The organism is Hymenobacter sp. 15J16-1T3B (assembly GCF_020711235.1).
In the GTDB taxonomy this organism is placed as follows: domain Bacteria; phylum Bacteroidota; class Bacteroidia; order Cytophagales; family Hymenobacteraceae; genus Solirubrum.
This window is the reverse complement of the sequence record NZ_JAJFAV010000001.1, coordinates 120,096-139,616: the sequence shown is the minus strand read 5'-3', so window position 1 is coordinate 139,616 and position 19,521 is coordinate 120,096. Positions and strand designations below refer to the sequence as shown.

General features: G+C 62.7%; 20 protein-coding genes. 14 read left to right on the top strand and 6 right to left on the bottom strand.

What is annotated here, in order from left to right; all coding sequences use genetic code 11:
• Window positions 1-67: 67 nt before the first annotated feature.
• The 5 genes from LJ737_RS00635 to LJ737_RS00615 form a co-directional block, all read right to left on the bottom strand.
• A complete protein-coding gene (locus LJ737_RS00635) occupies window positions 68-652 on the bottom strand; it encodes a PH domain-containing protein (protein WP_227761754.1) in 585 nt (194 codons plus the stop codon).
• Window positions 653-1,720: a selenide, water dikinase SelD gene (gene selD, locus LJ737_RS00630; RefSeq protein WP_227761752.1), complete on the bottom strand. Its 1,068-nt coding sequence runs from the start codon at window positions 1,718-1,720 to the stop codon at window positions 653-655.
• A 44-nt stretch (window positions 1,721-1,764) separates the two neighbouring features.
• Complete coding sequence (locus tag LJ737_RS00625) at window positions 1,765-2,157, bottom strand: VOC family protein (protein WP_227761750.1); 393 nt, start codon at window positions 2,155-2,157, stop codon at window positions 1,765-1,767.
• Between the two features lie 13 nt (window positions 2,158-2,170).
• Window positions 2,171-3,211 (bottom strand): tRNA 2-selenouridine(34) synthase MnmH, encoded by a 1,041-nt coding sequence (gene mnmH / locus LJ737_RS00620; protein WP_227761749.1) that lies wholly within the window; start codon window positions 3,209-3,211, stop codon window positions 2,171-2,173.
• Window positions 3,212-3,306: 95 nt separating this feature from the next.
• Complete coding sequence (locus tag LJ737_RS00615; protein ID WP_227761739.1) at window positions 3,307-4,020, bottom strand: pyridoxine 5'-phosphate synthase; 714 nt, start codon at window positions 4,018-4,020, stop codon at window positions 3,307-3,309.
• A gap of 134 nt (window positions 4,021-4,154) precedes the next feature.
• Here LJ737_RS00615 and LJ737_RS00610 point away from each other — a divergent pair, with 134 nt between their 5' ends.
• From LJ737_RS00610 to LJ737_RS00545, 14 genes are all read left to right on the top strand, one after another.
• Entirely contained in the window at window positions 4,155-4,616 is a 462-nt protein-coding gene (locus LJ737_RS00610) for a GatB/YqeY domain-containing protein (RefSeq protein ID WP_227761735.1), read from the top strand.
• Window positions 4,617-4,741: 125 nt separating this feature from the next.
• Window positions 4,742-5,239, top strand: coding sequence for a CvpA family protein (locus LJ737_RS00605; protein ID WP_262907784.1), 498 nt, complete (start codon window positions 4,742-4,744; stop codon window positions 5,237-5,239).
• A gap of 84 nt (window positions 5,240-5,323) precedes the next feature.
• Window positions 5,324-5,980, top strand: a complete 657-nt coding sequence (locus tag LJ737_RS00600; RefSeq protein ID WP_227761726.1) for an anthranilate synthase component II — start codon at window positions 5,324-5,326, stop codon at window positions 5,978-5,980.
• Window positions 5,964-6,749: an alpha/beta fold hydrolase gene (locus LJ737_RS00595; RefSeq protein ID WP_227761722.1), complete on the top strand. Its 786-nt coding sequence runs from the start codon at window positions 5,964-5,966 to the stop codon at window positions 6,747-6,749. Before LJ737_RS00600 ends, LJ737_RS00595 begins: the two co-directional genes overlap by 17 nt.
• Before the next feature lie 151 nt (window positions 6,750-6,900).
• Window positions 6,901-7,581, top strand: a complete 681-nt coding sequence (locus LJ737_RS00590) for a CBS domain-containing protein (protein WP_227761715.1) — start codon at window positions 6,901-6,903, stop codon at window positions 7,579-7,581.
• A gap of 97 nt (window positions 7,582-7,678) precedes the next feature.
• Complete coding sequence (locus LJ737_RS00585; RefSeq protein WP_227761714.1) at window positions 7,679-9,061, top strand: POTRA domain-containing protein; 1,383 nt, start codon at window positions 7,679-7,681, stop codon at window positions 9,059-9,061.
• A 28-nt stretch (window positions 9,062-9,089) separates the two neighbouring features.
• Window positions 9,090-9,980: an NAD kinase gene (locus LJ737_RS00580; protein WP_227761713.1), complete on the top strand. Its 891-nt coding sequence runs from the start codon at window positions 9,090-9,092 to the stop codon at window positions 9,978-9,980.
• 128 nt (window positions 9,981-10,108) lie between these two features.
• The gene (locus LJ737_RS00575; RefSeq protein WP_227761712.1) at window positions 10,109-11,041 is read left to right on the top strand and encodes a DUF6089 family protein; all 933 of its coding nucleotides are present in this window, start codon (window positions 10,109-10,111) and stop codon (window positions 11,039-11,041) included.
• A 36-nt stretch (window positions 11,042-11,077) separates the two neighbouring features.
• Window positions 11,078-11,821: a type IX secretion system protein PorG gene (gene porG, locus LJ737_RS00570; protein WP_227761711.1), complete on the top strand. Its 744-nt coding sequence runs from the start codon at window positions 11,078-11,080 to the stop codon at window positions 11,819-11,821.
• 67 nt (window positions 11,822-11,888) lie between these two features.
• A complete protein-coding gene (gene uppS / locus LJ737_RS00565; protein WP_227761710.1) occupies window positions 11,889-12,635 on the top strand; it encodes an undecaprenyl pyrophosphate synthase in 747 nt (248 codons plus the stop codon).
• Between the two features lie 14 nt (window positions 12,636-12,649).
• Window positions 12,650-15,259 (top strand): outer membrane protein assembly factor BamA, encoded by a 2,610-nt coding sequence (gene bamA / locus LJ737_RS00560; RefSeq protein ID WP_227761709.1) that lies wholly within the window; start codon window positions 12,650-12,652, stop codon window positions 15,257-15,259.
• A gap of 36 nt (window positions 15,260-15,295) precedes the next feature.
• Window positions 15,296-15,973: an OmpH/Skp family outer membrane protein gene (locus LJ737_RS00555; protein ID WP_227761708.1), complete on the top strand. Its 678-nt coding sequence runs from the start codon at window positions 15,296-15,298 to the stop codon at window positions 15,971-15,973.
• A gap of 38 nt (window positions 15,974-16,011) precedes the next feature.
• Window positions 16,012-16,680, top strand: coding sequence for an OmpH/Skp family outer membrane protein (locus LJ737_RS00550; protein WP_227761707.1), 669 nt, complete (start codon window positions 16,012-16,014; stop codon window positions 16,678-16,680).
• A gap of 78 nt (window positions 16,681-16,758) precedes the next feature.
• Window positions 16,759-17,820, top strand: coding sequence for an RluA family pseudouridine synthase (locus tag LJ737_RS00545; RefSeq protein WP_227761706.1), 1,062 nt, complete (start codon window positions 16,759-16,761; stop codon window positions 17,818-17,820).
• Between the two features lie 73 nt (window positions 17,821-17,893).
• On the opposite strand, the gene LJ737_RS00540 is transcribed toward LJ737_RS00545, so the two are convergent.
• Window positions 17,894-19,513 carry a tetratricopeptide repeat protein gene (locus tag LJ737_RS00540; protein WP_227761705.1) on the bottom strand — a complete coding sequence of 540 codons (1,620 nt, stop codon included), beginning with the start codon at window positions 19,511-19,513 and terminating at the stop codon, window positions 17,894-17,896.
• Between the last annotated feature and the right edge of the window lie 8 nt (window positions 19,514-19,521).

Below are 19,521 nucleotides of genomic sequence, written 5' to 3'. Positions count from 1 at the left end.
ACGGGGCCACCGGGAAGGAAGCCGCGTTGAAGATAAGCAGGTCGTGCTATGTTTCGGCATGTCCGTCCTAAAGCCGGCACACCCAACGCCACACGGGTTGCAGGCGGGTGTTGCGCAAAAATTCGGCCAGGGGCCCCAGATCCGCGAGCAGCGAGGTCAGTTCCACGGTGCGGCCGTCGCGCAGATGCAGGCGCAGAAACTCGTAGTTGCTCCAGAACGCGCGGCGGGCCCGGCAGCGGCAATACTCCACCCGCTCGATGTCGTGGCGCGCGAAGGGCACCGGCTCCGCGCCTTCGTACACCTCCAGCGTGTTCTGGCGCGGATCGAAGAGCAGGGTAGTGCGGCGGTTGCGGCGGTAGTATTGCCCGTGCAGCAGCAGGCTGGGCGCGGCAAAGCCGAGCACCACCGCGAAGAGCAGAGCCAGCAACATGATTTCCCACCAGCTGCGCGGCCCCGTCAGCAAGGGCCGCAGCAGGGGCAGGGCCACGCACAGGCTGGCCAGCGGCCAGATCAGCAGGTACACCCCGCGCCAGTACGTGACCTGAAACACCGTGCGCCGCCGCCCAAACAGGCGCAGCACCCACTGCAGGAGCAAGCTGACCACGCCCAAGGCCAGGGCCAGCTGCACCACCGGCCAGAGCAGCCGCCGCACTTACCCGACGATGATGGCCGGCTCGTCGGCCGCGCTGCGGGCCCGCAGCTGCCCAAACGGCTCGGCTGGCACGCCGGCTTCGCGCAGCAGAGCTTCCACCGCTTCACGCCCCTGGGGCGTCACACACACCAGCAGGCCGCCGGAGGTTTGCGGGTCGCAAAGCCAGTGGCGCTGCTCCTCGGTGACGGTGCCAATCTTGTGGCCGTAGGAAGCCCAGTTGCGCTGGGTGCCGCCCGGAATGGCTTTCTGCTGCCGGTAACTTTCGGCCGCCGCAATGCGCGGCACCCGGCTGAAGTCGATTTCGGCGGTGAGGCCGCTGCCCTCGGCTACTTCGGCCAGGTGACCCAGCAGGCCGAAGCCCGTCACGTCGGTCATGGCCTTCACTTCGGCCAGGCGGCCCAGCGGCTCGCCGAGCTTGTTGAGCTGCATCATTTGCTGCGGGGCCAGCTGGGCGTCTTCCGCGCGCAGAATGCCTTTTTTCTGGGCCGTGGTGAGCATGCCCACGCCCAGGGGCTTGGTCAGGTAGAGCAGGCAGCCTTCGGTGGCCGTGTCGTTGCGCTTCAGGTGCTGAATGTCGACCAAGCCGTTGACGGCCAGGCCGAAAATGGGCTCGGGCGAGTCGATGCTGTGCCCGCCGGCCAGGGCTATGCCGGCCTCGGCGCAGATGCTGCGGCCGCCCTCGATAACGCGCCGGGCCACCTCGGGCGCCAGCTTGTCGACGGGCCAGCCCAGGATGGCAATGGCCAGCACCGGCCGCCCGCCCATGGCGTACACGTCGCTGATGGAGTTGGCCGCCGCAATGCGCCCGAAGTCGTAGGCGTCGTCGACGATGGGCATGAAGAAGTCGGTGGTGCTGATCAGCGCCTGCCCGTTGCCCAGGTCGTACACGGCCGCGTCGTCGCGGGAGGCGTTGCCCACGAGCAGGCGCGCGTCGGGCGCCTGCGGAATGGTGGTGTGCAGAATCTGGTCGAGTACCGCGGGCGCAATTTTGCAGCCGCAGCCGGCGCCGTGGCTGTACTGAGTCAGGCGGATGGCGTCGGAGGCGGCGGTGGGGGCAGTAGAATCCATAGAAAGGCGAAGTTACGAGGGGACAACCGGCGGCGGGGCGAAAGTTACCGCTCCCAGGCGGCGCGCTGCAGCACCACGCGGTAGCCGTCGGGGTCCTGGAAGGTCCGGCCGTGCTGGTCCCAGTACGGATTGTGGGCCGGTACCGGCGCAAAGCCGGCGGCTTGCATGCGCGCCACGGCGGCCTGCCACTCGGCCGCGTCGGGCAGGTAGAACACCAGCAGGTGCTCGGCCGAAGGCGCGCCGCCCGCCGGCTGGCCCTGTTCCCGGGTGAATTCCAGGTGATACGGCGCCTGCGGGTGGCCCAGCATCAGCCCGTCGAAGCCGGCGTGGTCTTCGAACTGGCCGATAATGGTAAAGCCGAGCCCGTCGCGGTAGAAGGGGAGCAGAGCGGCGAGGTCGTTGGTGGGACGGGCAACGCGCAACGTGGGATACAGCATTGGCAAGGAGGGGTTATGCCGCGGGCTGCGCGCCCGGCCACTGCCGCACGGCCGCCAGCACCCGGTCGGCGTTGGTTTCCGGGTCGCAGGTGTCGGTGGGCACGCGGCGCACGTTTGGGCGACCTTCGAGGCCGTGGCTGTAGGTTCGGTCGTAGTAGTCGAGCACCAGGGTCACCATCTTTTCCATGTCGCCCTCACCGATGGCGCCCATGGCTTCCTTGGTGACGAGGCCGCCCAGGCGCTTGCGCAGGCGTAGGATGGCGGCGGCCAGCGCGGCCGGGTCGTGGCGGCCGTACTCGTCGGCCAGCTTCTGCACCCGCACCGCCCGCGGCACCTCTAGCACCACCAGCGGGGCCTCCCGCATCTGGGCGTAGAGGGGCCCCGGCACCGCCACCGTGCCGATGGTGCGGCTTTCGTCCTCCACCCACAGGCGCGCGGCGTCGGGCGGCGTGCGGTACAGCCGCCAGGCCAACTCGTTTTCAAATTGCTCGGTGGTGGGCTGCGGTGCCTGCCCGATGGCCCCAAACGAAGAGCCCTTGTGGTGGGCCAGGCCTTCGAGGTCGAGAATAGGTTCTTCACGCCGGGCCAGGGCGTGCAGCACGTCGGTTTTGCCCGAGCCGGTGAGGCCGCCGAGCACCAGCAGGGGGCGGGGCTGCTCAAACGAAGCCAGGGCCCAGCGGCGGTAGTCCTTGTAGCCCTTGTCGAGCAGGTGCACCCGGAAGCCGGCCAGCTCCAGCAGCCACTGCATGGCGCCGGAGCGCATGCCTCCGCGCCAGCAGTGCAGCCGCACTTCCTTATTAGGGGCCAGCTTTTGCGCCGCCTTCACCACCTGGCTCATGCGCGGCCCGAAGAAATCCAGCCCCAGCAGGATGGCCTTATCCTGGCTGACGCGCTTGTAGGTCGTGCCGATCTGGGCCCGCTCCTCGTCGGAGAAGATGGGAAAGCTCACGGCCCCGGGTATGTGTCCCTGGGCGTACTCCAGCGGCGCCCGTGCATCGAAAATAGGCGCGTCGGCCGGGCCGGAAAGAAAGTCGGGGAGGGGAAGGCGGGGCAAGGGCGAGTTGTGAAATTGTGAAGGGTGAAGTTGCGAAGAAGCGAAGGGCCGTGGGCCGATTCACAACTTCACAAATTCAAAAGTTCACCACTTGCTTACAGCAGCTGGCGGCGGTAGAGCTGAATGGTGTTTTCCAGCCCGAGGTAGAGCGCGTCGCAGATGAGCGCGTGCCCAATGCTGACTTCGGCCAAGCCGGGCAGCTGCTGGTGCAGAAAAGCGAGGTTGTCGAGGTCCAAGTCGTGGCCGGCATTCACGCCCATGCCCAGCTGCTGGGCCAGCGCTGCCGCCGCGCGGTAGGGCGCCACCGCGGCTTCGCGGTCTTGGTGGTAGCCCGAGGCGTAGGCTTCGGTGTACAATTCGATGCGGTCGGCGCCGGTGGTAGCGGCGGCGCGCACCAGTTCCTCCACGGGGTCGAGGAAAATACTTACGCGGCAACCCATCTGCTTGAAATCCTGCACAATGCTGCGCAGGTAATCCTGGTGGCGGAGGGTGTCCCAGCCGGCATTCGAGGTAATGGCGTCGGGCGCGTCGGGCACCAGCGTCACCTGCTCGGGGCGCACCTCGCGCACCAAGGCAACGAAGTCGGGCGTGGGGTTGCCCTCGATGTTGAACTCGGTGGTGACCAGCGGCTTCAGGTCGCGCACGTCCTGGTAACGGATGTGCCGCTCGTCGGGGCGCGGGTGCACGGTGATGCCCTCGGCGCCGAACCGCTCACAGTCGCGAGCAGTCAGCAGCAGGTCGGGGCGGTTGTGGCCCCGGGCGTTCCGCAGGGTGGCAATTTTGTTGATGTTTACGCTTAGCTTCGTCATGAATCCCGGAATTAGCGGATTTTTGCCGTGTACGCGGCCCACGCCCCAAATATCGGGTGCAGGCCGTTGCCGCCGGAGCCCGGCCCGCTGTGGGCACTCCGTTTTCCCGTTCACCCCAACCCTTATTCCTGCTTATGACCCTGAAAGAGCGCATCGACGCCGATATTAAAAAGGCCATGCTGGCCAAAGACAAAGTGCGCCTGACCGCGCTGCGCAGCATCAAGTCGCAAATTTTGCTGGCCGAAACCGCCGAGGGCGCCCACGGCAGCATCACCCCCGACACCGAGCTGAAGCTGCTGAACAAAGCCGCCAAGCAGCGCCGCGAAGCCGCCGAAACCTACCAGCAGCAATTCCGCTCCGACCTGGAAGAAGTAGAGCTGGCCGAGCTGGCTATCATCGAAGAGTACCTGCCCGCCCAGCTGTCCGGGGCCGACCTCACCGAGCGCCTCGTGGCCATTATCCAGCGCGTGGGCGCCACCGGCCCGTCGGATTTGGGCAAGGTAATGGGCGTAGCTGCCAAGGAATTGGCTGGCCAAGCCGACGGCCGCGCCATTTCGCAGGAAGTCAACCGCCTGCTGAACAACACCAATTTCTAAGTGTGCCATGAGGCAATATGCTGATGAGCTAATTAATATTTAGCTCAATGCCAGAACAGCAGCAGCACATCACCTTTTACTAGCAGATCAGCACATTAATCCACATGTCCGGCTTCGACTTATTCTTGCTGATTCCCCTCGCGGTGGGAGCGGTGAAAGGCTTCCGGCGCGGCATCGTGCTGGAAGTTGTGTCGTTGCTGGCCTTCGTGCTCGGGGTTATCGGCGGGCTCAAGCTGCTGGGCACGGCCATTCCGTTGGTGCGGCACTACGTAGGCGAGGCCTTCGGCATGCTGCCACTGGTGTCGTTTCTGCTGGTGTTTGCCCTCATTGCCTGGGGCGTGCACCTGGCCGGCGGCCTGCTCAAAAGCATGATTCACCTCACGCCCTTCGGCATGCTCGACAACCTACTCGGCGGGGCGGCCGGCGTGCTCAAGTGGGTGCTGGGCCTGAGTTTGCTGCTCTACGCCACCGGCCTGGCCGGCCTGCCGCTGGGCCGCGAGCTGACCCGCGAATCCGTGGTGCTGCCCTTCGTGCAGGACGCCACGCCCGTGGCGCTCAACGTGGTCGGCTTCGTGATGCCTTTCGCCTCCGACCTGCTGACCACACTGCGGAACGTTTTTTAAAGGAGAAGTTGTGAAGGGTGAATTGGGGAATGGTCGAATGCCCATTCCCCAATTCACCCTTCACAACTTCCCAACTTACCCAAGATGCGCCTGCTGCTGCTCGACAACTTCGACTCCTTCACCTACAACCTGCTGGACTACCTGCAGCAGGCGGGGGCCGACGTGGTGGTGCGCCGCAACGACACCCCGCTGCCCGAACTGCTGGCGTTGGCGTTCGACGCCGTGGTGTTGTCGCCGGGGCCGGGCACGCCGCGCGCCGCAGGCGTGATGATGGAGCTGCTGGCCGCCGTGTACGAGCGGGTGCCGGTGCTTGGCGTCTGCCTCGGGCACCAGGCCCTGGGTGAATTTTTTGGGGCCGAGCTGCACCGCGGTGCCCGGCCCATGCACGGCAAGGTGTCGGAAATCGAGCTGCACCTTGCGCCGAACCAGAGCGCCGAAGCGCTGTTTGAAGGACTGCCGGCGCGCATACCGGTTACGCGCTATCATTCGTTGGTGCTCAGCCAGCTGCCCGCCGCGCTGCTGCCGCTGGCCCGCACCACCGACGCCCACGCCGAACTAATGGCCTTACGCCACCGTACCCTACCGCTCTACGGCGTGCAGTTTCACCCCGAGGCCCTGCTCACACCCGACGGGCTGACGTTGCTGCGCAATTGGGTCCGGATTGCGTATCATTGCACGAATACCCCCGCCCCGCCGGCCCTGCCCGCGGCGCCGACACACCACGATGGAATTGCAGATTAAACAGCACAACGGATTCAAGTACGTCGACGAAGGCCAGGGCGAGACTCTGCTGCTGTTGCACGGCCTGTTCGGCGCGCTGAGCAACTGGCAAGGCGTGGTCGATGAGTTTGCCCGCACCCACCGCGTGGTTATTCCCATGCTGCCCATCTACGAAATGCCGCTGACCCGCGCCGGTATTTCGGGCTTGGTGGAGTTTGTGGAAGACTTTACCAAGGCCATGCAGCTGACTCAGCCCGCCGTCGTATTGGGCAACTCCCTCGGCGGCCACGTGGCCTTGGTCTACGCCCTGCGCAACCCCCAGCGCGTCAAGCAAATGGTGCTGACCGGCAGCAGCGGCCTGTTCGAGGACAGCATGGGCGGATCCTTTCCCCGCCGCGGCGACTACCAGTACGTGCAGGAGCGCGTGGCCTACACCTTCTACGACCCCAAAGTGGCTACCAAGGAACTGGTCGACGAGGTGTTCAACGTCACCAACTCCAACGCCAAGTGCCTGCGCATCATTTCCATTGCGCGCTCGGCCCAGCGGCACAACCTCACCAAGGACCTCGGCAAAATCAAGGCCCCTACCCTGCTGATTTGGGGCCTGAACGACACCATCACCCCGCCGGTGGTGGCCCACGAGTTTCACCGCCTGCTGCCGCATTCCGAGCTGCACTTTCTCGACCACTGCGGCCACGCGCCCATGATGGAGCGCCCTCAGGCGTTCAACCGCCTGCTGCAGCGCTTCCTAGCACCCGCCGTCGAGGCTGCCCCCGCCGCCCAGGCGTAGCATTTCTGCCCGCCGCCCCGTAGTTTACCCAACGTTTCGGTTGTCGCCGCGCCCGCTGCTTCGGCCGGCTATGCAACCGAAACGCCCGTTTGTCGCTTCTATTAGTGGAGCTGCCGCTCGGCAGTTCCCTCACCGCTTACTCCGAGCCGCCATGCATTCGATGCTCGCCGAAGACTTGCTCAACCAGATGATTCCGCCGCTGAAGGTGTCCGACTCCGCCGGCAAGGCCGCGCGCTGGCTGGAAGAATTCCACGTGGATCAGCTGCCGGTGGTGCAAAACCGGCAGTACCGCGGCATGATTACCGAAGCCGACCTGATCGACGTGGCCGCCGACCCCGAGCAGCAACTCGATACCGTGCCCTTCGGCTTCTCCGACGTGCACGTGCAGCGCGACCAGCACTTCTACACGGTAATGGAGCTGGCCATCCGCAACAAGGTGCAGCTCGTGCCGGTGCTCGACGACCAGCGCGAGTACCTGGGCGTGGTCACCGTGGGCGACACCCTAGCAGCTTTCGGGCAGACGCCCGGCGGCGCCACCGGCAACGGCATCATCGTGCTGGCGCTGGAGGAGCGTGACTACTCGCTGAGCCAGATCAGCCGCTACGTAGAGGAGAACAACGCCAAAATCCTCAGCGCCCACGTCTCGGAAGACCCCGACGACGCGCAGCGCATCCGGCTCACGTTGAAAATCAACACCAGCAACCTCAACCGCATCGTGGCCACGCTGGAACGGTTCGGCTACGTCATCACGGCGCAGTTCAGCGGCACCGGCGAAATTTCCGAGTCCGACCAGGACCGCCTCGACGCGCTGCTGCGCTACCTGAGCCTCTAAGGTGCGCTTGGGCTTGCTCGCTGCCTGCCTGTGGCTGGCGGCGGTTTCGGTGGGGTGGGGCAGAAGCTTGGAGTCCGAGGCTGCGCGGCCCCGCACGGTGGCGCCGCCCGATACGCTGCGGCGCCTCAACCTAGACAGCCTGCTGCAGCAGCAATGTGGTGGCTATGCCCAAGTGCGCATAGCCCAGATTTTGTTCGTGGGCAATGCCGTCACCAAAGAACGGGTGCTGCGGGCCGAGCTGGACATCCGCGAAGGCGACACCCTGGCCGCCGCCGACGTGGCCCGGCGCCTGGAGCGTAACCGCCGCCGCCTCTTCAATCTGCAGCTGTTCAACCAGGTAAACCTGCAGCTGGCTTGCCGCAACGGGGAGTTGATTGTGCTCTACGGCGTGCAGGAGCGGTGGTACACCTTCCCGGTGCCCATCTTTTCCTTTGCCGACCGCAACTTTCGCTCCTGGCTGGACCGTCCCGACCGGTGGCGCCGGCTCGACTACGGCGTGCATGTGGTGCGCACCAACTTCCGCGGCCGCAACGAGCAGCTTTACGGCAACCTGCAGCTGGGCTTCAACCGCAAGTACGAGCTGTTCTACGTCAGGCCCGGCCTGGGGCGCCACCGTCTCGGCTTTTCCGCGGGAGCCTCGCTCTATCAAGCCCGCGCCGTCGACTATACCACCCGCCGCGACAGTCTCAAAGCCTACCGCGCCGACAACGAGTTTCCCATTCAGCGCTGGTACCTCACGGGCGGCCTGCGCTGGCGGCGCACCGTGCAGCGCTTGACTACCCTGGAGCTGTACTACTACCAAGAGCGCATCACCGACTCGGTGCGGCGGCTCAATCCGGAGTACTTTCTTAACGCCACCCGCCGCAGCTACGTCGACGTGGTGCTCAGCCGCACGCTCAACCAGCGCAACACCTTTGCCTACCCGCTCACTGGTTCGTTTCTGCAAGCCAGCCTCACCCAGCGGGTGTTCTTTTCGTCGCCCAGCCCGCCCATCACCACCGCGCTGCTCACCTACGCCCGCTACTTCAGCCTCGGCCACGGCTTCTATTACAGCGCCGGGGCCGAAGGCCGTCTGCGGCTCTCGCGCCGCCTCGCTTACGCTGACAGCCGGGCCCTGGGCTACCGCCAGGCCCTGGTGCGCGGCTACGATGCCTACGTCGTCGACGGCCGCCATTACGGCGTGCTGCGGCAAGGCCTCTCGCTGCGCGTTTTCGACGCGGGCCGCCTCAACCTGCCCGTGCTCAACGACCCGCGCCTCGACCGGATTCCGCTGGTGCTCTACGCCAACGTCTTCACTGATGCGGGCTTCGTGGCCGAGCGGTCGGTGCCGGTGCCAAACCGTCTGCCCAACGAGTTGTTAGCCAGCGCGGGCATCGGTTTGCACCTGGTCACGTACTACGACCGGGTCTTCACCCTGGAGTACACCCGCACTATTCACGGATTCGGTGGTTTATTTGCCCGCACCGAATTTCCCTTCTAACCCGGCCCTGAGCGGCCACCCCTCGCGTATGCGCATTGCCATCCAGGGAAAACCCTTCGACGCCGATATGGCGCCGCACTTGCAGGGCCTGTTCGACGAGTTAGCGGCCCGGCAAGTCCAAGTGGCCGTGGCGAAGTCATTCCACCAGACGCTGGGCCAGCTGCGCCTGCCCGATACGCTGACCGTGTTCGACCGCGGCGACGACCTTCGCGGCACCGATTACGTGCTCAGCATCGGCGGCGACGGCACCTTGCTCGATACCGTCACCTACGTCGGCCGCCAGCAAATTCCCATCCTCGGCATCAACACCGGCCGGTTGGGCTTTTTGTCCACCGTGTCGCCCGAGCAAATTCCACAGGCGCTCGACGCCCTGTTCCGCGGCCACTTTACCCTGGAAAGCCGCAGCCTCATCCACGCCGACACCGACCCCGACGTCTTCGGTGGGCTCGATTTCGGCCTCAACGAGTTTTCCATCCTCAAGCGCGACTCCTCGACGATGATTGTGGTGCACACCTACATCGACGGGGAATATTTAAACTCGTACTGGGCCGACGGGCTAGTCGTCTCAACACCAACCGGTTCGACGGGCTACTCGTTGAGCTGCGGCGGGCCCGTCATGCTGCCCCAGACAAACAATTTCATCATCGCCCCCGTATGCCCCCACAATCTCAACGTGCGGCCGCTGATTGTGCCCGACCGTAGCGTCATCTCCTTCGAGATTGAGGGCCGGAGCAACAACTACCTGCTCTCCCTCGATTCACGCTCGGTGACGGTAGACGCGGGCATACAGGTAGCCGTGCGCCGGGAGGCATTTGACGCCAAGTTGATCAAGTTGAACCATGTAAATTTCTTGAGCACCTTGCGTAGTAAACTGAATTGGGGCTTGGACCGCCGCAATCCGGCTGGATTTTCGGTATAAAGCATCGGATTTTTTCTATGAATTGTTTTTATAATTCCGAGGTCCTACTACTTTTGCTTGTAACTGCAACTGCGCCCGGGCGCAAACCGTGCTTTCCTGAACTTTGATATCATAACATTGCTCACAGTATGAAGAAACTCTTGACCCTCACCCTGACGCTGGTGCTGGCGCTGGTGCTAGTTGCCAATCAGGCGAGTGCCCAGCAGTTCAGCAAGCGGAAGCAGTATAACTCCGTCGGGCTGTCGTTGAACGCCATGAACTATTTTGGCGACGTAGTGCCCAAGCCCAGCATCACCAGCCTGCGTTTTGCCGCTACCCGACCCAACATCGGCCTGAGCTTCACCCGCCGTTTTGCTCCGCGGATTTCGGCCCGCGCCGCCTTGTCGTACGGCCGCATCACCGGCGACGACTTCAAAGCTGCTGACGATACCGATCCGGACGCCAAGTACCGCTACAACCGCAACATGAGCTTCCGCAACGACATCGTGGAATTCTCGGCGGTTGGTATCTTCGACCTGATCGAGAACCGCAACAACTACCTGAAGCGCCCCGACTTCGTACCGTACGTATTTGCGGGTGTTGCCGTATACCACCACAACCCTAAGGGCCTCGTAGGGGCTAACGGCGTGAGCGGTGCCGGCTTCGGCCTGAACGACGGTGACTGGATTGCCCTGCAGCCGCTGGGCACCGAAGGTCAGCGCCTGAACGGCGAAGGCACCTACGGCCTGTGGCAGTTCTCCATTCCTTTCGGCGGTGGTGTCCGCTACAAACTCAATAAAAGTTTTGACCTTGGCCTGGAAATCGGCTGGCGCAAAACCTTCACCGACTACCTGGATGACGTTAGCGGTAACTACTACGGTTACCAGGCTCTTGACCCCGGCGCTGCCCAGTACTTTGGTGGCGGCAACGTGAAGAACCCGGCTGACCGCGGCGAGTTTACTAACTTCAACGCGGCTGGCAGCATGCGCGGCAAGAGCAATGAAAAAGACTGGTACATCGTTACGGGTCTTACGCTGAACTACATTCTCGCTCCGCGCATCAAGAGCCCCAAATTCCGTTAATCAGTCGTTGGCTGCCGCCAACGCAGCCTTCACCTGATGACCAAGCCTACTCTCTTCAAAACGCTCCTAGTCTGCCTTGTGCCGGCTGGGAGCGTTTTTTTTGCCACTGCGGCCGCCGCTCAAAACACCAGCGAGATTGGCCTGGGCCTCGGCGGCCTGAATTTCAAGGGCGACTTGGCCCCCGAATACCGCCTGCTCAATAATCGCCCCGCGGTATCGGCCTTTTACCGCAAGGACGTTTCGGTGCCCGTCACCCTGCGCGGCACGGTAACTTACGGTTTGCTGCGGGCCAACGACGCGGACGTAAAAGGCGAGAACGGCAACCAGTTGCCAATCGCTGCCCTGCGCCAGGCAAGTATGAAAGGCTCCCTACTCGATTTGGCCGGGACGCTGGAGTATAATTTTTTCGACTATCACAACCGGCGCGACAAGCTGCACTTCACCCCTTACTTGTTTGTGGGTGCCGCGGGCTTTATGGCCTTCACGCGCACGACCGGCCCGCAGCCGGGCTTTAACCAATCGGAAAACACCTTGGGCATTGCCATTCCGGCCGGGGTGGGGGTGAAGCTGGCCTTGTCGCGTCACTGGAACCTAGGGCTGGAAACCGGCGCCCGCAAGGCCATTACCGACCTGATCGACCACGTGAAGGAGCAGAGCCCGGCCTTTGCCAACCGCTACGACCAAGATTGGTACTATTACACCGGGCTGAGCGTGTCGTACACGTTCTACAAAATCAACTGCCCGGACCCGTACAAAGCTGATTCGAAACTGCTGCGCTAACGCACTCAGTCCCGGGCGTGTGCAACCATTTGCGTAACTTGCGGCCTCTTTTACGCAAATAGTTCGCATGTCTGCCCGCTCCGCCATTGACTCTGCCCGCATTCCTGCCCACGTCGCCGTCATAATGGACGGTAATGGACGCTGGGCCAAGAAACGCGGCGGCCTGCGCATCTTCGGGCACCAAAGTGCCATTACAGCTGTTCGCGACACGGTAGAAGCTGCTGCCGAGCTTGGGGTACAATACCTGACGCTCTACGCCTTTTCCACCGAAAATTGGGGCCGGCCCAAGCACGAGGTGATGGCGCTGATGCAACTGCTGGTGCACACCATCCGCCAGGAAACGCCCACGCTGCTCAAAAACAATATCCGCCTGCACGCCATCGGCGACATCAGCCAGCTACCCGATTCGTGCCAGCGCGAGTTGGCCGAAGCCATCGAACTGACGGCTGCTGGCAGCCGCACCACGTTGGTGTTGGCGCTGAGCTACAGCGGGCGTTGGGATTTGGCACAAGCAGCGCGCCGCTTGGCCGAAGACGTAGCCGCTGGCAAGGTAGCGCCGGCCGAAGTGGGGGAGGAGAAGCTGGCGGGGTATCTGACTACGGCGGGCATCCCTGATCCGGAGCTACTGATCCGCACCAGCGGCGAGCAGCGCATCAGCAACTTTTTGCTGTGGCAGCTGGCTTACACCGAACTATACATCACCGAACTGCTCTGGCCGGATTTCCGGCGCGAGCATTTCTACGAAGCTGTACTGGCGTACCAGCGCCGGGAACGGCGTTTCGGCAAAACCAGTGAGCAACTGACCGTTTCGTAAGCTTTTTTTCTTCGATGAGTTCTTTCTTCCCACGGCTCCGCGGCACCATGCTGACGGGGCTGCTGCTGGGGCTAACGGCCGGCTCGCTCCGGGCGCAAACCACGCCGGGCGCGGCCCCGGGCCAAGAGCCGCCGCGCTACGAAATCGGCGGCATCACCATTAGCGGCATTCGTTACCTCGACCCGAACACCATGATCGGCCTGACCGGCCTGAAGGTGGGCGACCCGGTGTCGTTGCCGGGGGAGGAAATCGGGCGCGCCATTCGCCGGCTCTGGGACCAGGGCATCCTCGGCGACGTGAACGTGGTGATTGACCGCATTGAGGGCAACCGCGTGTTCCTGGACTTCCAGCTTAAGGAACGGCCGCGTTTGTCGAAGATTTACTTCACCAACATCGGCAAAAACCAGGCGGACGAGCTGCGCAACAAAATCAAGATTGTGCGCGGTAAGGTGGTGACCGATGCGCTTCTGAACAACACCCGGCAGGCAGTACGCAAGTACTACACCGATAAGGGGTTCATGAACGCCAAAATCAACATCACCCAGGAGCCCGACTCGACGCTGCCCAACAGCGTGGAGCTGGTTATCGACGTGAAGAAGGGCGACAAGGTGCGCATCGCCAGCATCGACTTCATCGGCAACGAAGCCGTCAAGGACGGCAAGCTGAAGGGGCAGATGAAGAAAACCAAGGAGAAGAAGGCCTACAAGTTCCTGAACTCCGGCAAGTACAACAAGACCGAATTCGAGGCCGACAAGCAGAAGGTCATCGACTACTACAACGCCCACGGCTACCGCGACGCTATCATCACCAGCGACTCGCTGATTACCGTGCAGAGCGAGCATACTTACCGCTGGATCGGCAAGGAGAACGGCAAGTTTGGCATTCACAAGCGCACGGAGCGCGAGGCCGACAAGCTGGCCTTGCGCATCTACGTGGACGAAGGGCCGAAGTACTACTTCCGCAACGTCAGCTGGGCCGGCAACTACCTCTACGACGACCGGACGCTGGCCTCGGTGCTCGGCATCAAGAAGGGCGACGTGTACAGCAAAGAGTCGCTGGACAAGCGCCTGAACTACAACCCCACGGGCCAGGACGTGACGTCGCTCTACATGAACGACGGCTACCTGTTCTTCCAGATTGATCCGGTGGAAACCCGCGTGGAAGGCGACTCCATCGACATCGAGATGCGCATCACCGAAGGGGTGCAGGCGCGCATCAAGGAGGTCAACATCGCGGGCAACACCAAGACCTCGGACCACGTGATTCGGCGCGAGCTGCGCACGTTGCCGGGCGACAAGTTCAACCGCGAATTGCTGATCCGTTCCCAGCGCGAAATTGCCTCGCTGGGCTACTTCGACCCGGAGAAGGTGGGCCTGAACCCGGTGCCCAATCCGGCCGACGGTACGGTGGACATCAACTACACGGTGGCTGAAAAGCCCTCCGACCAGATTACGCTGTCGGGCGGCTGGGGCGGCTACGCCGGCTTCATCGGCACGGTGGGTTTGGTATTCAACAACTTCTCGCTGCGCAAAGCCGGCGACTTCCGCAACTGGAAGCCGGTGCCGGGCGGCGACGGGCAGCGCCTGGCGCTGAACGTGCAAGCCAACGGCCTGCAGTACCAGTCGTACTCGCTCTCGTTTACGGAGCCTTGGCTGGGCGGGCGCAAGCCCAATTCACTGACGGTAAGCTTGAACCGCAGCATTCAGCGCTACTCCACCAGCGGCTTGCTGGACGCGTCGTCGCTGCGCTCGGGGAGCTACATCAAGGTGAATAGCGCCTCGGTAGGCCTGGGCCGCCGCCTGCGCTGGCCCGATGACTACTTCACCCTGAGCAACAGCCTCTCGGTGAGCCGCTACGACCTGAAGGATTACCCGTACATCGGCAACTTCAACACCGGGCAGGCCAACAACATCACCTTCAACACCACGCTGGCGCGCAACAGCACCGACAACCCCACCTTTACCCGCCGGGGCTCGGCACTGACGTTGTCGTTGAACCTGACGCCGCCCTACTCCGTGTTCAAGGGGGCGCACCCGAACGTAAACGAGTGGGTGGAATTCCACAAGTGGATGTTCGACGCCTCGTGGTTTACGCCGCTGGGCAACAAGCTGGTGCTGAACACGCGCACGCACTTCGGCTTCATCGGCCGCTACAACAAGAGCCGCGCGTACGGGCCGTTTGAACGCTTTAAGCTTGGTGGTTCGGGCCTGGGCTTCGGCGGCGCCTCGAACTTCATTGTGGGCACCGAATACATCGGTCTGCGCGGCTACGACGACCCGCAGGATGCCTTTGCCATTCCGACGGCGCGCCAAAACGAAAGCGGCGGCATTGTGTACAACAAGTACGTGATGGAGCTGCGCTACCCGGTGTCCTTGAACCCGGCCGCGACGGTGTACGTGCTGAGCTTTGCCGAAGCCGGCAACGCCTTCGACAATTACAACCAGTACAACCCCTTCAAGGTCTACCGCTCGGCGGGCGTCGGGGCGCGTATCTTTATGTCGGCGTTCGGCCTGCTGGGCTTCGACTACGGCTACGGCTTCGACAACGTGCCCGTGCCGCTGGGCAACACCCAACGGCAGGACCACAGCAAGTTCCACTTCATCATCGGTCAGCAGATCCGCTAAGGCACCAAACAGCCGGTGGCCGGCGTTCAGTAGCATATGAAACGACTATTGTTTGCGCTTCCCTTGCTGTGGCTGGCGCTGCTGCCCGGTCTGGCCCGGGCCCAGAAGTTTGGCTACGTCGACACGGAGTTTATCATCAGCAAGATGCCCGCCTACGCGCAGGCGCAGCAGGAGCTAAACACCGCGTCGCAGAACTGGCAAAAGGAAGTGGAGGCCCAAAAGAAGGACCTCGACCGGCTGCACCGTACCTACCAAGCCGAGGAAGTGCTGCTGACCGAAACGATGAAGAAGAAACGGCAGGACGAGATTCTGAAGAAGGAGCAGGATGCCAAGGCCTACCAGAACAAGGTGTTCGGCTACGAAGGCCTGCTGTTCAAGAAGCGCCAGGAGCTGACCAAGCCGATTCAGGACAAGGTGTTCGAAGCCGTGGAAAAAGTGGCCAAAAAGAAGCAGCTGGCCATTGTATTCGACAAAGCCGGCGACCTAACCATGCTCTACACCAATCCGGCGCACGACTACACGGAATTTGTGCTGGAAGAATTAGGTTTAGCTTCTGAAGACCGTAACCAACCTGGCCCGAAAGGTGCAGTGAAGACGGTCACGCCGCCGCAGACGCCCGCTGACCCGGAGTTCGGCGACGACACCCCCGCGGCCCCCAAGCCGGCCCAGGCCACCAAAGGCCGTTCGACGGCCAAGCCCGGTACGCGGAACTAACTACCTTTGTGCATCAAACCCCTGACCCCTCTCGCTCAATGACCCTGACCCGCAAGTTTCGCCTCGTGCTGGCCGCCGCGGCCCTGACGCTGACCGCCGCCCCCGCCGCCCTGGCCCAAACTGCTCCGGCTACCACCGCCGGTCCGCTCAAAATCGGCTACACCAACGTGGACTACGTGATTAGCCAGATGCCGGAGAGCAAACAGATCGAGTCGCAGTTGAAAGACTACAGCACGCAGCTGAAAAACCAGCTCGACGCCAAAGTAGCCGACTACCGCAAGAAGGTGGACGCCTACCAGGCCCTGCCGCAGACGACCCCGGACGCCATTCGTGCTGATAAGGAAAAGGAGCTGCAAACCATGCAGACCTCGATTCAAGAGTTTCAGCAGAGCGCCGAGCAGTCGGTGCAGCAGCGCCAGCAGACCCTGCTGAAGCCGGTGTACGACAAGCTGCAGAAGACCATTGACGTGGTATCCGAGAAAAACGGCTACACCTACGTGTTCAACTCCGACGCGGGCTTTGGCACCACGCCCATCCTGCTGCACGGCCCAAAAGACGGCGACATCTCCGACCTCGTGCTGAAGGAAATGGGCGTAACGCCCGGCCAGAACGCTGCTCCGGCTCCCTCGGCCGCGCCGAAAGCCGCACCGGCCACGACGCCCGCTGCCACTCCGGCCGCCAGCAAAACCAAAGTCAAGAAGAAGTAACCCTTCGCGCTGAATACCCGAAAGCCGGGGCCTGACAAGCAGGCCCCGGCTTTCGTATGTTTGAGCCCCGCCCGTGCTATGCTACACGACCTAGACCCCGATTTGCTGCCCGACAGCGCCGCCGGCCTCGCCGAGGAAGACGAGCTGTTTGAGCACCACCGCATTCAGGCCGATGGCCGGCAGGAGCCCATGCGGCTCGACAAGTTTCTGCTCAACCGCCTGCCCAACGTGTCGCGCACCAAGGTGCAAGCTGGCATCGAAGCGGAGGCCGTGCAGGTGAATGGCAAGCCGGCCAAGTCGAGCTACAAGGTGAAAGCCGGCGACGTGGTGACGGTGGTGCTGCCCGAGCCCCCGCGCGAGGACAAAGTGGTGCCCGAGCAAATGGCCTTGGACATCCGCTACGAGGACGACCAACTGCTGGTAGTGAACAAGCCCGCCGGCATGGTGGTGCATCCGGCCTACGGCAACTGGACGGGCACGTTGGTCAACGGCTTGGCCTGGCACCTGCACAACCTGCCTACCGGCCGCAACGGCGACATTCGCCCCGGCCTGGTGCACCGCATCGATAAGGATACGTCGGGGCTGCTGGTCGTTGGTAAAACTGAGTGGGCCATGACGCACCTCTCGAACCAGTTCTTTTACCACACCATCGAGCGGACCTACCTAGCGCTGGTGTGGGGCACACCCAAAGAGGCCAGTGGTACCATCCGCGGCAACATCGGCCGCCACCCCAAGGACCGGAAGCTGATGACCGTGTTTCCGGAGGGCAGCCCGGAAGGCAAACACGCCGTGACGCACTACAAAGTACTCCAGAGCTTCGGGCCCGTAGCGTTGGTGCAGTGCAACCTCGAAACGGGGCGCACCCACCAGATCCGGGCGCACATGAAGCATATTGGCCACCCGCTCTTCGCCGATGCGGCCTACGGCGGCGACAAGATTCTTTACGGGCAGCGGACCGGCTCCTACAAAAGCTTCGTCGAAAACACCTTCGAAGTGCTCAGCCGACAGGCCTTGCACGCCAAGTCGCTGGGCTTTGTGCACCCAACCACGGGTGCGCAGCTGCAGCTGGAAGTCGAGCTGCCCGATGACTTTAGGGCGGGTTTGGCGCGCTGGGAGCGGTACGCCAACCAACCGGCCTAGCCAACCCCGTTTAAAACGCACAAAAAAGCCCGCTGTCGAAAGACAGCGGGCTTTTCTATATCTCAGGCAGAAATTACTTCTTCGTGCCCTTAGCGGCCGGCTTGGGCGCTGCCTTTGCCGTCGTGTTGAGTTGCTTGATGGCATCAGCCGCCTGCGCGTCGTCCGGCTTCACGGCCAGTGCCTGCTGGTAGCTGGAAATAGCCTGAGCCTTGTTACCTGCGTTGTAGTAGTAGGCACCGAGGTAGCGGTAAGCTTCGGCCAGACCAGCTTGGTTCTTGGTCGGGTCAGCTTTAGCTGCTTCGATGTACTTCTCGTAGTGCGGCTTGGCCAAGCCCTGCTTCAGCTCGGGGTCCATGTTGGAGTTGGCTTGAGCACGCATCAAGTAGCCGGCGGTGTACGTCGGGCGGGCCGTGATAACCAGGTTCAGCAGGCTGTCAGCCTGGGCGTACTTTTTATCGATGGTATACACGTTGGCCAGGCGCACCTGGTCGGTCAGCGCCGGGGTCCCTTTCGACATCTTCTTACGCAGCACGCGCTCGGCATTGGCGTAGTCTTTTTTGATGATGTACGCTTGCACCAAGTCAGGCAACAGATCGTCCGACTTGTCCGGATTGGCGGCAATAGCCTTTTCAATCAAGGCAATGCCCTCGTCCGAACGGCCCGCTTTCGTCAGGATCTTACCCTGATACACGTAATCGTCCGTAATGCGTTTGTCAGCGGGTACCAGCGTATTGTACTTCTCCATAGCGGCCAAGGCTTGGTCGTTCTGGTTGCTTTCGTACAGCGAGTAAGCCAACAGACGATTCATGGTCACGTTGTTGGGGTCTTTGGCCAACACCTCCTGAATCTGGGTAATGGCTTCCGGGTACTTCTTGCTCGTGTACAGGAAGGCGGCGTACGTAGCCTGGGTGGCCGTCGTCTTCTCCGCCATGTCCGTGTACTTCTTCATGTTCTCCACGGCCAGCTCGGGCTTGTCGGCGAAGAAGTACATGTTGGCCAGCTCGCGGTACACCGGGGCGTAATCCGCGTTGATGCTGGTCACCTTGTTGAAGTTGGTCAGGGCCTCGCCGCCGTTGCGCGAACGGAAGCTCAGCTCGCCTTTGCGGTAGTAAGCCCGCACGTAGCCGCCGTCGGCGCGCAGGGCACGGTCGTAGGCGTTCATGGCGTCACCACCGCCGTTGTCGCGCTTGGCGTAGATGTCACCGAGGTTCACCAGCCACGCGGCATCATCCTTCTTGTTGAGTTTGATGGCTTGGTTGATGGCGTCGATGCCTTTCTGGTTATCCTTTACGTCCGTCTCGGCGTAGGCTTGCCCGATGGCCGCGTAAATGTTGGCGTCTTTGCCTTTGGTGGCTTTGACGGCCGCGTCAAACTGCGCGTCGGCTTCTGCCTTTTTGCCTTGGGCTAGCAGCGCGCGGCCCGCCGAAATCATGGCCAGCGGGTACTTGGTGTCGCGCGAGGCCATGTTGAAGAAGTAGGCGGCCGAGTCAGCCTTTTCCTGCTTCAGATACAAACGACCCAGTTCGTACGCCGCTTCCGGGTTCGACTGGTTGGGCAACAGCTGACGCTTGGCTTCGCTGTAGCGTTCCAGCTCGATGGATTGACGAGCAGCCGGCAGGTTTTGAGCAAACACAGCCGACCCGGCGAGCGAAAAAGCAGCGAGGAGCGTGAGCTTCCAGGGCTTGTTGGTCATGAGAAAAG

What these genes read in the sequence shown, in the direction of transcription:
- selD (WP_227761752.1), bottom strand. Translation starts at nt 1,720, where the DNA reads ATGGATTCTACTGCCCCCACCGCCGCCTCCGACGCCATCCGCCTGACT.
- LJ737_RS00625 (WP_227761750.1), bottom strand. Translation starts at nt 2,157, where the DNA reads ATGCTGTATCCCACGTTGCGCGTTGCCCGTCCCACCAACGACCTCGCC.
- LJ737_RS00615 (WP_227761739.1), bottom strand. Translation starts at nt 4,020, where the DNA reads ATGACGAAGCTAAGCGTAAACATCAACAAAATTGCCACCCTGCGGAAC.
- LJ737_RS00610 (WP_227761735.1), top strand. Translation starts at nt 4,155, where the DNA reads ATGACCCTGAAAGAGCGCATCGACGCCGATATTAAAAAGGCCATGCTG.
- LJ737_RS00600 (WP_227761726.1), top strand. Translation starts at nt 5,324, where the DNA reads ATGCGCCTGCTGCTGCTCGACAACTTCGACTCCTTCACCTACAACCTG.
- LJ737_RS00595 (WP_227761722.1), top strand. Translation starts at nt 5,964, where the DNA reads ATGGAATTGCAGATTAAACAGCACAACGGATTCAAGTACGTCGACGAA.
- LJ737_RS00590 (WP_227761715.1), top strand. Translation starts at nt 6,901, where the DNA reads ATGCATTCGATGCTCGCCGAAGACTTGCTCAACCAGATGATTCCGCCG.
- LJ737_RS00580 (WP_227761713.1), top strand. Translation starts at nt 9,090, where the DNA reads ATGCGCATTGCCATCCAGGGAAAACCCTTCGACGCCGATATGGCGCCG.
- LJ737_RS00575 (WP_227761712.1), top strand. Translation starts at nt 10,109, where the DNA reads ATGAAGAAACTCTTGACCCTCACCCTGACGCTGGTGCTGGCGCTGGTG.
- porG (WP_227761711.1), top strand. Translation starts at nt 11,078, where the DNA reads ATGACCAAGCCTACTCTCTTCAAAACGCTCCTAGTCTGCCTTGTGCCG.
- uppS (WP_227761710.1), top strand. Translation starts at nt 11,889, where the DNA reads ATGTCTGCCCGCTCCGCCATTGACTCTGCCCGCATTCCTGCCCACGTC.
- bamA (WP_227761709.1), top strand. Translation starts at nt 12,650, where the DNA reads ATGAGTTCTTTCTTCCCACGGCTCCGCGGCACCATGCTGACGGGGCTG.
- LJ737_RS00555 (WP_227761708.1), top strand. Translation starts at nt 15,296, where the DNA reads ATGAAACGACTATTGTTTGCGCTTCCCTTGCTGTGGCTGGCGCTGCTG.
- LJ737_RS00550 (WP_227761707.1), top strand. Translation starts at nt 16,012, where the DNA reads ATGACCCTGACCCGCAAGTTTCGCCTCGTGCTGGCCGCCGCGGCCCTG.
- LJ737_RS00545 (WP_227761706.1), top strand. Translation starts at nt 16,759, where the DNA reads ATGCTACACGACCTAGACCCCGATTTGCTGCCCGACAGCGCCGCCGGC.
- LJ737_RS00540 (WP_227761705.1), bottom strand. Translation starts at nt 19,513, where the DNA reads ATGACCAACAAGCCCTGGAAGCTCACGCTCCTCGCTGCTTTTTCGCTC.